Genomic DNA, 12,208 nt, shown 5'->3' with positions numbered 1-12,208 from the left:
AACGCGAACTTCGCGCTGCAAGCTGGTCAGAATCGGCTCTGTTACAAATTGGACCGGGATCACAACATGGCAACTACGACCAACCGTACCGACAAAGTGCTCGTGGTGGACGACGATGCGCGCATCCGCGATCTGCTGCGCCGCTACCTCACGCAGGAGGGCTTCGAGGTCATGGTGGCGGAAGACGGCAAGGCGCTCAACCGCATCCTGCTGCGCGAGACGGTGGACCTGATCGTGCTGGACCTCATGATGCCCGGCGAGGACGGCCTGTCCATCTGCCGCCGCCTGCGCGCGGCCAATGACCGCACGCCCATCATCATGCTCACCGCCAAGGGCGAAGACGTGGACCGCATCATGGGCCTGGAGGTGGGTGCCGACGACTACCTGGGCAAGCCTTTCAACCCGCGCGAGCTGCTCGCGCGCATCCACGCCGTGCTGCGCCGCCGTCCGCCGCAGGAGGCGCCGGGTGCGCCCTCAGGCGACAACGAGGTGGTGACCTTCGGCCCCTTCACGTTCGACCTGGGCACGCGCGCACTGCAGAAGAATGGCGAGGAACTGCCGCTGACCACGGGCGAATTCGCCATGCTCAAGGCCCTGGTGCGCCACCCGCGCCAGCCGCTGTCGCGCGAGAAGCTGGCGCTGCTGGCGCGCGGGCGCGAATTCGAGCCCTTCGACCGCAGCCTGGACGTGCAGATCTCGCGCCTGCGCAAGCTGGTCGAGGTGGACGCCGCCGCCCCGCGCTACATCCAGACGGTGTGGGGCGTGGGCTACGTGTTCGTGCCGGACGGCACGAACTAAGCTCCCCTGGGCCGCCCGCGGCCTGGCGGAGCCAGCTCCGCGGCGGCTGCTGGCATGGCGGGCGCCGGTTTCAAGCGATCAAGCCTTTTTATGAGCGCCAGCCATCATCCTCCTCCTGATGCGACCAGTCCGGCACCGCTGGAAGCGCCTGCCAGTCAGCGGGCCCAGCGCGCGCGCGTGGGGCTGAATCTTTTCTGGCGCACCTTCTTCCTGCTGTCGCTGCTGCTGGTGGGCAGCATCCTGGCGTGGCTGCAGACGCTGCGCGCGTTGGAGTTCGAGCCGCGCACGCTGCAGACGGCCCAGCAGATCGCTTCGCTGGTCAACCTGAGCCGCGCCGCGCTGATCCACTCCGATGCGATCGCCCGCGTCTCCCTGCTCAAGACCATGGCCGACCAGGAAGGCGTGCGCATCCTGCCGCGCGAGCCCGGCGACAAGTTCGAGCTGCTGCCCCCCTCCGCCCTGGGTGCGCGGCTGACGGAGGAGCTCACCCAGCGCCTGGGCCCCGGCACCATCGTGGCCAGCAGCGTGAACGGCGAGAACGGGCTGTGGGTAGGCTTCACCATCAACGGCGACCTCAACTGGCTGCTCATGGACCGCTCGCGCCTGTCGGCCGCCAGCGGCAGGACCTGGCTGATCTGGCTCATCACGGCCGGCGCGCTGTCGCTGGCGGGCGCAGCGGCCATCGCACGGCTCATCAACCGGCCGCTCAAGCAGCTCTCGTATGCCGCCAACCGCGTGCGCGACGGCGACTTCGCCGCCAGCCAGCTCGACGAGGAGGCGGTGACCAGCGAGATCCGAGAAGTGAACATCGGCTTCAACCGCATGGCGCAGAAGCTCGCCAAGCTGGAGCAGGACCGCGCGGTCATGCTCGCCGGCATCTCGCACGACCTGCGCACGCCGCTGGCGCGCCTGCGCCTGGAAACCGAGATGAGCGTGCTCGACGAGGTGGCGCGCGAGCACATGGTGGCCGACATCGTGCAGCTCGACGCCACCATCGACAAGTTCCTCGATTACGCGCGTCCCGATACGGTGACGCTCAGCCCCGTGAACCTGCACGGCGTGGTGTCCTCGTGCGTCTACGCCGTGCAGGACCACCGCGAGCTGCAGATCACCATGAACGTGCCCGAGGAGTTGAACGTGCTGGCCGACGAGGTGGAGCTGGCGCGCGTCATCTCCAACCTGCTGGAGAACGCCCGCCGCTACGGCAAAGACCGCGAGACCGGCATCACCACGGTGGACATCGCCGCCAAGGCGCGCGAGAAATGGGTGCTGGTCAAGCTGCGCGACCACGGCCCCGGCGCCCCGCCGGAGCAACTCGCCAGCCTCACCAAGCCGTTCTTCCGCAGCGACTCGGCACGCACCGCCGCGGCCGGCGCGGGGCTGGGCCTGTCCATCGTGGACAAGACCGTGCAGCGCATGGGCGGCATCTTCGCGCTGGCCAATTCCGCGTCGGGCGGCCTCGTGGCGCACATCCAGCTCCAGCGCGCCGCCGACCTGCCGGGCGGCCAGGGGCCGGAGCAGCGCCTGCAGCGCCCGCAGATCAAGCGCCACCTGCCGCCCGAAGCGCGCAAGCCCGCGCGGCCCGTGTAGCCGGCTAGCCTTCGGAGCCGGGCAGCGGCCGCCGCGCGGGGCCGTCGTAGCTCCAGAGGTATTCGCGGGGTATCGGCCCCTTGTTGCGCCCGCCCTGCTGCGTCTGCTCCCAGGCGTGCGCCAGGATGCCCACGGAGCGCGACAGGCAGAAAAGCCCGCGCGCCAACGGAGCCGGAAAACCCAGCTCGGCATAGATCACGGCCGTGGCGCCGTCGATGTTCATGGGGATGCGCCGGCCGCCCTTGCGCGAGGCCAGCACGTCTTCGACGGCCCTGCCGATCAGCGCGAACCGGCCGCTGACCACGCCCGCCTGCGCAGCTTCGTCCACCAGCTCCAGCAGGCGCGGCGCCCGCGGGTCGATGGGGTGGAACCGGTGGCCGAAGCCCGAGACGAACTTTCCATGGCGGCCGATGGCCTCGTCGAGCCCCGCACCGGCAGCGACCTGCAGCTTCTCGCCGGCATCCATGCGCCGAGCAATGTCCACGTACATCTCGACGGCCTGCTCGCCCGCCCCGCCGTGCACGTCGCCCAGCACGTTCACCGCAGACGCCATCGCGTTGTTCAAGCCCACGCCGCACGTGGCGGCCATGCGCGCGATGGCGATGCTCGGCGCCTGGGGCCCGTGGTCCACCGCGGCCATCAGCGCGGCATCCAGCAGCCGCGCCTCGCCGGCGGACGGCAGTTCTCCGCGCGTCATCAGCCAGATCATCTGGGCGAAGCTGACGTTGCCGATCAGCTCCTGGATCGGGTAGCCGCGATAACGAATGCTGCCCGGCGCCATGTCGATGATGGACGTGCGCCACCAGTCCTGCACGCCTCGCTTCACTTCTTCTGCTGTTGCGCTCATATGGCCTCCTGTTGCCTGAGGGACGCGATCTCATCCTCTTGGAACCCCAGTTCGGCAAGGATGGCGTCCGTATGTTCGCCCAACCGGGGCGGAGGGGCCGCGACGGAGGGCGCCTCGCCATTGAGCTTGAAGCCCGTGCGCACCAGCCGGACATCGCGGCCGACGCCTGGCACGTCCTCGTAAGTGGCGACCATGCCGCGTGTGGCGATCTGGGGGTGGTCCAGCGCCTGGGGCACGGTCAGCACCGGACCGGCGGGGACGCCGGCCGCGTTGAACAGCCGCCACCATTCGTCGGCGGAGCGCGCGGCCATTTCCGCTTCCATCGACTGCGTGAGCTCGGCACGGTGCTTCAGCCGGGCATGGCGATCGGCGAACCGGGCATCCTGCTTCCACTCGGGGCGGCCCAGCACCTCGCACACCTGCTCGAACTGCTCCTGCTTGTTGGCGGCGATGTTCAGCAGGCCGTCGCCCGTCCTGAAGGTGCCGGAGGGGCTCGCGGTGACGTTGTCGTTGCCCATGGGCTGCGGGACGCGGCCCGCCACCAGGTAGTTGGAAACTGCCCAGCCCATCGTGGCCATCGTGGCCTCCAGCATCGACACGTCGATGAAGACACCCTCGGCCCGCTGGCGATCGGCCAGGGAAGACGCCACGGCGAAGGCCGCCGTGATGCCCCCGATGGTGTCGGCGATGGGGTAGCCGACGCGCAGCGGCGCCGAATCCGCGTCGCCGGTGACACTCATCACCCCGGACATGCCCTGGATGATCTGGTCATAGGCAGGCAGGTCCCGCAGCGGCCCCGACTGGCCGAAGCCCGAGATCGCGCAGTAGATGAGCCTGGGGTTCTCCTGGAGCAGGTCGGTATAGCCCAGACCCAGGCGGTCCATCACGCCCGGGCGAAAATTCTCCACCACCACGTCCGCCGTGCGCACGAGCTGGCGGAACACCTGCTTGGCCTTGTCCTTCTTGAGGTCGAGCGTGATGGAGCGCTTGCCGGGATTCTGGGCGAGGAACGACACGCCCATGTGGCGGCGGTTGAGCTCCACATCCGCGCCCAATTGGCGTGCCAGGTCGCCCCCGGTCCGGGTTTCGACCTTGATCACGTCCGCGCCCATGTGCGCGAGCTGGTGGCAGCAAAAAGGGCCGGCAAGCACATTGGTCAGGTCCAGCACCCGAACGCCCTGCAGAGGTTGTATCGGCATGCTCACTCCGGCTTGATGCCGGCCTGTTTGATCACTGCGCTCCAGCGCAGGATCTCGCTGTTCACGAACTGCGTCGCCTGCTCGGGCGTGTTGCCCACCACGGTGAGCCCCATCTCGGCGAATTTCTTCCTGGCCTCGGGTTGCGCCAGGGCGGCATTGATGGCCTTGCCGAGCCTGTCGACGACGGGCTGGGGCGTGCCTGCCGGTGCGCCGAGCCCGACCCAGTAGTCAATGTCCATCGCCGGGATGCCCGCCTCCTTGGCTGAAGGCACGTCGGGCAGCAGCGCATTGCGCTGCGCACCGGTCACCATCAGCGCCCGCAGCTTGCCGCTGCGGACATGCGACAGCGCAGTGGGCACCGCGGTGATCAGCGCCTGCACCTGGTTGCCCATCAGGTCGGCAAGCACCGCGCCGGCCCCCTTGTAGGGCACGTGCACGATGTCCGTACCTGTGACGCTCTTGAACAGCTCGCCGGCCAGATGGGTGTTGGTGCCATTGCCTCCCGAACCATAGTTGAGCTTGCCGGGCTGCGCCTTGGCCAGCGCGATGAACTCCTGCACCGTCTTGGCGGGCACGTTCGGATTCACCACCAGCACGTGCGGCACCTTGACGGCCGTCGTGATCTGGGAGAAAGCCTTGAGCGGGTCAAAAGGCATGTTCGGCAGCAAGCCTGCGGCAATCGCGTAGGCCAGCTCGACCGTCAGCAGCGTGTTGCCGTCGGGAGCCGCGCGCGAGGCGAGCCCCCAGCCGATGAGCCCGCCGCCTCCGGTGCGGTTGTCGACCACCATGGGCGAGCCCACGCTCGGCGCCGCGAACTGCGCGATCACCCGTGTCGAGAGGTCTGCCGTCCCGCCGGGCGAATAGGGAACGATGATGGTGATGGGCTTGCCCTGTGCGAAGGCAGGAGCGCCGAGCACGCTGGCGGCGCCCGCCAGAAGCATGTGGCGGCGTACGTTGTCGATTGGCATGGATGTCTCCTGAGTGGTAGTGGTGGAAAGAAGAAAAGGAACGGCCTTCAGCCAAGCCGATAGACGCGGCGGGCAGTGCCCTCGAAAAGCGCCTGGCGCTCCGTGGCGCTCGCGCCGGCCGCCAGGCGCTTGAAAGCGTTCCAGACGGTGGCGTAGCCGTACGAGCCCTTGTCGACAGGGAAATTGCTCTCGAACATGCAGCGCTCGGCGCCGAAGGCCTCGATGAGCGTGTGCATCCAGGGCTTCCAGGTGTCTGCCAGGTGCTGGGAGGTGGGCGGGCGCTCGCCCTGCTCGAAGCCGAAGCCATTGATGCGCATGCCCAGCCCGCCCAGCTTGACGAAGACGTTGGGCAGCGCCGCCAGTGCCCGCATCGACTGCGCCCAGAGGCCGAAGACCTCCGCACGGCGTTCCGCATAGGCGCCGATGCGCACGATGCCGCCGCAGTGGTTGACGATGACGGGCGTGTCTGAGAGCGCTTTGGCCAGGTCCAGCAGCTCCGGCAACTGCGGAAAGAAAAGCCACGCGCCGTACGACAGGCCCAGCGGGGCGAGCTGCGCCACGCCCTCCCGATAAGCCCGGTCGAGCAGGAGCCGGGCGGGAGCCGCCGACAGCGGGTTCACCAGCGAGGCATCGGCATCCCAGGCCGTGAGGTGCCGGATGCCGCGAAAGCGGCCGCGCCCCGCCGCGATGTGCGCCTGCAGAACCTCCCGCACCCGCGCGCCCTGGCGCAGGTCGGCATGCCCCACGATCCCGGCGGCAACGCGGACGCCGCCCGCAGCCAATGCTTCGGCGGCCGCTGCCACGTAGGCCGTTTCGCCCACGGGCCGCAGTTGCGCAGGCCCGTCCTCGCGGTACCGGGTCTGGGCCTGCATGTAGACCGTCGCACGCACGTTGTGCCCCGTCTGCACGTCCGCCAGGAATTCGTCTGCCAGGTAGGTCCAGCCGGGACGGTCGTAGAAGTGGTGGTGCGCGTCCACGATGGGCACATCCGGCTCCAGCACCTCTTCCGGCCCCAGTGCCAGCCACTCCGGACGGACCGCCAGGTAATTGCCGCTGCTCATGGCGTTGTCTCCTGCGATTCTTGTTTTGTTCTATAAGTTAGAACATAGATCCAATCTATAGAACAATGATAGAAGCGCCTCACCGGCCTGTCAAACGGAGCCTCCCTGTTTTCCCGTTACCCTCGGGCCCATGCCGAAGAAGTCCACGATCGCCTCTCTCGCCGATGAACAGGCCGCTCCGGGCGGCGCGGCGGCCGTCGACAAGGCCATCACCGTGCTTGCCGCATTCCGGTCGGGCGACAAGGTCTTGAGCGTCACGGAGCTGGCGGAGCGCACCCGCCTCTACAAGAGCACCGTGCTGCGGGTCCTGGCGTCGCTCGCCCATGGGCGGCTGGTGCAGAAGACGGCGGACGGCCTGTGGGGGCTGGGCCCGGAAGTCGCGCGGCTCGCGTCGGTCTATTCGGCGTCCTTCTCGCTGGAAGACCTGGTGCTGCCGGAAATGCGCGCTCTGACGGAGCGCACCGGGGAGAGCGTCGCGTTCCACGTCCGGCAAGGCGACCAGCGCCTGGTGCTCTACCGCGTGGATTCGCCCCAGCTGCTGCGCGACCACGTGCGGGCGGGCGACCTGCTCCCGCTGGACCGCGGCGCGGGCGGCCGCGTGCTGATGGCCTGCGCCGGAGCCAAGGGCCGTCTATACGACCAGGTGCGGCGCGACGGCTACGTGATGGTGACGGGAGACCGTGTCCCCGGCTTGGTGGGCGTCTCCGCGCCGGTGTGGAATGCGGCGCATGAGCTGGTCGGCGCGTTGACGCTCACGGCGCCGGAGCAGCGGATGCAGCCGTGGTTCGTCGATGCGCTGCGGCACTCGGCGCAAACGCTGACCGGGCAATTGGGCGGCGGCTAGCCGCGGTTTTCAGCGCTGCAGCAGCACCGCCGCGCGCGCCTCGATCGACAACCCCTGCCCTGCGGGCCCCAGGCGCTCGGCCGTCTTGGCCTTCACGTTCACCTGGCCCGTCTCCACGCCCAGCGCGCGCGCGATCGATGCGCGCATCGCGGGGATGTGCGCGGCCAGGCGCGGCGCCTGGGCGATCACGGTGCTGTCCACGTTGCCGATGGCGTAACCCTCTTCGCGCACGCGGCGCGCGGCCTCGGCGAGCAGCACGGAAGAATCCGCGCCCTTGAACCGCGCATCGGTATCGGGAAAGTGGCTGCCGATGTCGCCCAGCGCCGCCGCGCCCAGCAGCGCATCGGTGATGGCGTGCAACAGCACGTCGGCGTCGGAATGGCCGAGCAGACCCATCGCGTGGGGGATCGTTACGCCGCCGATGACCAGCGGCCGGCCCGGCACCAGCGCGTGAACGTCCCAACCCTCGCCAATCCTGAAATCCATGCGTGCTCCGTCAATGCTTGGAGGAAAAATGGTCTTGACCGATTCTCCCGACGCTTCGCCGCGTGCGCCGCCGAAGCGCGCCAGCGTGGCACCGTGCATGCGCTGCGCGAGCACCGCCTCGGCCAGCGCGAAATCGTCGGGGTAGGTCACCTTGAAATTCTGCGCGCCGCCCGGCACCAGGCGCGGGCGCAGGCCCATGGCCTCCATGGCGCTCGCCTCGTCGGTGGCGGCCGCGCCCACCTGTTCCAGCGCGTGGCGCAGCGCGCCGATGCGGAACATTTGTGGCGTCTGCGCGAGCCACTTGTCGCTGCGATCCACGGTGGCGGCCACGCGCACGCCGCCGGGGCCGTCGGTGGCGGTCTTGAGCGTGTCGGCCAGCTTGTGCGCCAGCAGGCCGCCCACGGCATCGTGCTCGCAGGCGTCGATGAGCGCGTCGATCTGCGCTGTGGTCACGAGGCAGCGCGCGGCGTCGTGCACCAGCGCCCAGTCGTCATCCAGCGCACCGCGCGCCTGCAGCTCCTTGAGGCCGCCGAGCACCGAATCGGCGCGCGCCGCGCCGCCGCAGGGCACGGCGAACCATGCGGGATGCGTGTGCGCGGTGAAGAAGCCGTCGCCCGGAGCCACCGCCACCAGCGTGCCCGCGAGCCGCGCCACGCCCGCGAACGCGGCCAGCGTGTGCAGCACCAGCGGCTGGCCCGCGACCAGCTGGTATTGCTTGGGCAAGGCCGCATTGCCGCCCGGCCCGACGGCGCGCGAGCCCGTGCCCGCGCAGGGCACCAGCCCCCAGAAGCGGGCCGGCGCGTGGCGCCTGGATGCGGAAGGCTGCGGCAGGTCGGTCATGGGCGGGCATTCTAGAATCAGCCGCTTGCGCCCCGAGCCTCAAGCGCCAGGGCGGCACACCTGCATGGATCTGCCCAAACTCTCCCCCGGAAAACGTTTCACCCTGCCCCGCCCCGTGGGCAGCGCCGATGCCCTGCTGCTGGCCCGCCTGGGCGAGCGCGAGAAGGCCGCGGGCCGCCCGACGGCCATCGTGACGGCCGACGCCACCGACGCGCAGCGGCTCATCGACGAAATGGCCTTCTTCGCGCCCGGCCTGCGCTGCGCGCTGTTCCCCGACTGGGAGACGCTGCCCTACGACAGCTTCTCGCCGCACCAGGACCTGATCAGCGAGCGGCTCGCCACGCTCTGGCGCATCTCGCAGGGCGAGGCCGACGTGGTGCTCGTACCCGCGACCACGGCGCTCTACCGCCTCGCGCCGCCCGCGTTCCTGGCGGGCTACACCTTCCACTTCAAAACCAAGCAGAAGCTCGACGAGGCCAAGCTGCGCGCGCAGCTCACGCTCGCCGGCTACCAGCATGTCTCGCAGGTGGTGGGCCACGGCGAATACGCGGTGCGCGGCGGGCTGATCGACCTGTTCCCCATGGGCTCGCCGCAGCCCTACCGCGTGGACCTGTTCGACGACGAGATCGACTCCATCCGCACCTTCGACCCCGACAGCCAGCGCAGCCTCTACCCCGTGCCCGAGGTGCGATTGCTGCCGGGCCGCGAGTTCCCCATGGACGACGCGGCGCGCGCGCGCTTCCGCCAGCGCTGGCGCGAGCTGCTGGAGGGCGACCCCACGCGCAGCCGCATCTACAAGGACATGGGCAACGGCGTGGCCACGGCGGGCATCGAGTACTACCTGCCGCTCTTCTTCGACGAGACGGCCACCGTGTTCGACTATCTGGGAGAACAGGCCACCGTGGTGCTGCACGGCGACCTGGAAACCCCGTTCCAGCGCTTCTGGCAAGACACGCGCGAGCGCTACCGCCTGATCCAGGGCGACCCGGACTACCCCGTGCTGCCGCCCGATGCGCTGTTCCTCTCCGCCGAGCAGTTCTACGGCGAGGCCAAGCCGCACGCCCAACTGGCGCTGCGCCCCGGCGTGGAGGACGTGCAGGACAACGCGCACTTCCAGAAGCTGCCCGACCTCGCCGTGGTGCGCGGCGCGGAAGACCCGCTGGCCCGGCTGCAGGCCCACATCCGCACCACCCGCCAGCGCCTGCTGCTGCTGGCCGAGAGCGACGGGCGCCGCGAAAGCCTGCTGGACTTCCTGCGCGCATCGGGCCTGAATCCGCCCGCGTTCGACAGCCTGGCCGAATTCCAGGCCACGCCCGAGGAGCGCGTGGGCATCGCCACGGCGGCGCTGGCCACGGGCTTCGCATGGCTGGAGGAAGGGCTGGACCTCGTCACCGAGACCGAGCTGTTCGCCGCCAGTGCCACCACTCGCCGGCGCAAGAAGCAGGAGCAGGCGAGCGACGTCGAGGCGCTCATCAAGGACCTCTCCGAGCTCAACGTGGGCGACCCCGTGGTGCATGCGCAGCACGGCATCGGGCGCTACCGGGGCCTCGTCAACATGGACCTGGGCGAGAAGAACCCCGACGGCACGCCCGCCCTGCAGGAATTCCTGCACCTGGAATACGCCGACAAGGCCGTGCTCTACGTGCCCGTGAGCCAGCTCCAGCTCATCGGCCGCTACACCGGCGTCTCGGCCGACGAGGCGCCGCTGCACAAGCTGGGCAGCGGCCAGTGGGAAAAGGCCAAGCGCAAGGCCGCCGAACAGGTGCGCGACGCCGCCGCCGAGCTGCTCAACATCTACGCGCGCCGCGCCGCGCGCGAAGGCCATGCGTTCCGCTATTCGCCGCAGGACTACGAGACCTTCGCGGGCGACTTCGGCTTCGAGGAAACGGCCGACCAGAAGGCCGCCATCCACGCCGTGGTGCAGGACATGATCAGCCCGCGCCCCATGGACCGCCTCGTGTGCGGCGACGTGGGCTTCGGCAAGACCGAGGTGGCCCTGCGCGCCTGCTTCGTGGCCGTGGCCGGGGGCAGGCAGGTGGCCTTCCTCGCGCCCACCACGCTGCTGGCCGAGCAGCACTTCCGCACGCTGAGCGACCGCTTCAGCAAGTGGCCGGTGAAAGTGGCCGAGGTCTCGCGCTTCCGCTCGGGCAAGGAGATCACCGCGGCCGTCAAGGGCATCGCCGACGGCACGGTGGACATCGTCGTGGGCACGCACAAGCTGCTCAGCGAATCGACCAGGTTCAAGAACCTGGGCCTGCTCATCATCGACGAGGAACACCGCTTCGGCGTGCGCCACAAGGAGGCCATGAAGGCCATGCGCGCCGAGGTGGACGTGCTCACGCTCACGGCCACGCCCATCCCGCGCACCATGGGCATGGCGCTGGAAGGGCTGCGCGATCTCAGCGTGATCGCCACCGCGCCGCAGCGGCGCCTGGCCATCAAGACCTTCGTGAGGAACGAGGGCACGGGCGTGATCCGCGAGGCCGTGCTGCGCGAATTGAAGCGCGGCGGCCAGTGCTACTTCCTGCACAACGAGGTGGAAACCATCGAGAACCGGCGCCAGAAGCTCGAAGAGATATTGCCCGAGGCCCGCATCGCCGTGGCCCACGGCCAGATGCCCGAGCGCGAGTTGGAGCGCGTGATGCGCGACTTCGTCGCCCAGCGCTACAACATCCTGCTGTGCTCGACCATCATCGAGACCGGCATCGACGTGCCCACCGCCAACACCATCGTCATCAGCCGCGCCGACAAGTTCGGCCTGGCGCAGTTGCACCAGCTGCGCGGCCGCGTGGGCCGCAGCCACCACCAAGCCTATGCCTACCTGATGGTGCCCGACATGGACGGCCTGACCAAGCAGGCGCAGCAGCGGCTGGACGCCATCCAGCAGATGGAGGAGCTGGGCAGCGGCTTCTACCTCGCCATGCACGACCTGGAGATCCGCGGCGCGGGCGAAGTGCTGGGCGAGAACCAGAGCGGCAACATGCTGGAGGTGGGCTTCCAACTCTACAACGACATGCTGGCCGAGGCCGTCAAGGCGCTCAAGGCCGGCAAGGAGCCCGACCTGCTCTCGCCCATGCAGGCAGCGACCGACATCAACCTGCACGCCCCCGCGCTGCTGCCGGGCGACTACTGCGGCGACGTGCACCTGCGCCTGTCGTTCTACAAGAAGCTCGCCACCGCCAAGACCGGCGACCAGATCGACGCGCTGCTGGAGGAAATCGTGGACCGCTTCGGCAAGCTGCCGCCGCAGGCGCAGTCGCTCATCGACGTGCACCGCCTGCGCGTGCTGTCGGCGCCCTACGGCGTGGCCAAGGTGGACGCGGCGCCCGGCGTGATCACCATCACCTTCAAGCCCCAGCCGCCCATCGACCCGATGGCCATCATCCACCTGATCCAGAAGAACAAGCACATCAAGCTCGCGGGCAACGACAAGCTGCGCATCGAGCGCGAGCTGCCCGAGCCCAAGGACCGCGCGCAGATGGTGCGCGACGTGCTGCGCAGCCTGGGAAAGCCGCTGGGAGCGTAGAGGAAAATATGAGACAAATCGGCCTCCAGCGCTTATCCATCAAGCGCGA

At 69.2% G+C, this 12,208-nt stretch carries 9 protein-coding genes and 1 pseudogene; 4 read left to right on the top strand and 6 right to left on the bottom strand.

The window, feature by feature from the left end; genetic code table 11:
• The first annotated feature begins 66 nt into the window (after nucleotides 1–66).
• Together ompR and AAG689_RS04565 are read left to right on the top strand one after the other, a co-directional pair.
• Entirely contained in the window at nucleotides 67–798 is a 732-nt protein-coding gene (gene ompR, locus AAG689_RS04570) for a two-component system response regulator OmpR (protein ID WP_406624923.1), read from the top strand.
• A gap of 90 nt (nucleotides 799–888) precedes the next feature.
• Entirely contained in the window at nucleotides 889–2,388 is a 1,500-nt protein-coding gene (locus tag AAG689_RS04565) for an ATP-binding protein (RefSeq protein ID WP_406624922.1), read from the top strand.
• Nucleotides 2,389–2,392: 4 nt separating this feature from the next.
• Here the strand turns inward: AAG689_RS04565 and AAG689_RS04560 are convergent, their stop codons facing one another.
• From AAG689_RS04560 to AAG689_RS04545, 4 genes are read right to left on the bottom strand one after another with little or no spacing between them, the layout of a single operon-like run.
• Entirely contained in the window at nucleotides 2,393–3,235 is an 843-nt protein-coding gene (locus AAG689_RS04560) for a citryl-CoA lyase (RefSeq protein WP_406624921.1), read from the bottom strand.
• A complete protein-coding gene (locus AAG689_RS04555; protein ID WP_406624920.1) occupies nucleotides 3,232–4,434 on the bottom strand; it encodes a CaiB/BaiF CoA transferase family protein in 1,203 nt (400 codons plus the stop codon). Before AAG689_RS04555 ends, AAG689_RS04560 begins: the two co-directional genes overlap by 4 nt.
• Before the next feature lie 2 nt (nucleotides 4,435–4,436).
• Nucleotides 4,437–5,402 carry a Bug family tripartite tricarboxylate transporter substrate binding protein gene (locus AAG689_RS04550; protein WP_406624919.1) on the bottom strand — a complete coding sequence of 322 codons (966 nt, stop codon included), beginning with the start codon at nucleotides 5,400–5,402 and terminating at the stop codon, nucleotides 4,437–4,439.
• Nucleotides 5,403–5,449: 47 nt separating this feature from the next.
• Nucleotides 5,450–6,463 (bottom strand): amidohydrolase family protein, encoded by a 1,014-nt coding sequence (locus AAG689_RS04545; RefSeq protein ID WP_406624918.1) that lies wholly within the window; start codon nucleotides 6,461–6,463, stop codon nucleotides 5,450–5,452.
• A gap of 130 nt (nucleotides 6,464–6,593) precedes the next feature.
• Between AAG689_RS04545 and AAG689_RS04540 the strand changes: the two genes are divergently transcribed.
• Nucleotides 6,594–7,307, top strand: a complete 714-nt coding sequence (locus AAG689_RS04540; protein ID WP_020231042.1) for an IclR family transcriptional regulator — start codon at nucleotides 6,594–6,596, stop codon at nucleotides 7,305–7,307.
• Nucleotides 7,308–7,316: 9 nt separating this feature from the next.
• Here the strand turns inward: AAG689_RS04540 and ispF are convergent, their stop codons facing one another.
• Together ispF and ispD are read right to left on the bottom strand one after the other, a co-directional pair.
• Nucleotides 7,317–7,793 carry a 2-C-methyl-D-erythritol 2,4-cyclodiphosphate synthase gene (gene ispF, locus AAG689_RS04535; RefSeq protein ID WP_406626290.1) on the bottom strand — a complete coding sequence of 159 codons (477 nt, stop codon included), beginning with the start codon at nucleotides 7,791–7,793 and terminating at the stop codon, nucleotides 7,317–7,319.
• A 24-nt stretch (nucleotides 7,794–7,817) separates the two neighbouring features.
• Nucleotides 7,818–8,633, bottom strand: a pseudogene (gene ispD / locus AAG689_RS04530) (2-C-methyl-D-erythritol 4-phosphate cytidylyltransferase); the annotation flags it as partial.
• 64 nt (nucleotides 8,634–8,697) lie between these two features.
• Between ispD and mfd the strand changes: the two are divergent.
• Complete coding sequence (gene mfd, locus AAG689_RS04525) at nucleotides 8,698–12,159, top strand: transcription-repair coupling factor (protein WP_406624917.1); 3,462 nt, start codon at nucleotides 8,698–8,700, stop codon at nucleotides 12,157–12,159.
• The last annotated feature ends 49 nt before the right edge of the window (nucleotides 12,160–12,208 follow it).

The organism is Acidovorax sp. SDU_ACID1 (assembly GCF_045291395.1).
GTDB lineage: Bacteria > Pseudomonadota > Gammaproteobacteria > Burkholderiales > Burkholderiaceae_C > MR-S7.
Note: the sequence above shows the minus strand (reverse complement) of the source record. Positions and strands in the feature narration are given on the sequence as shown.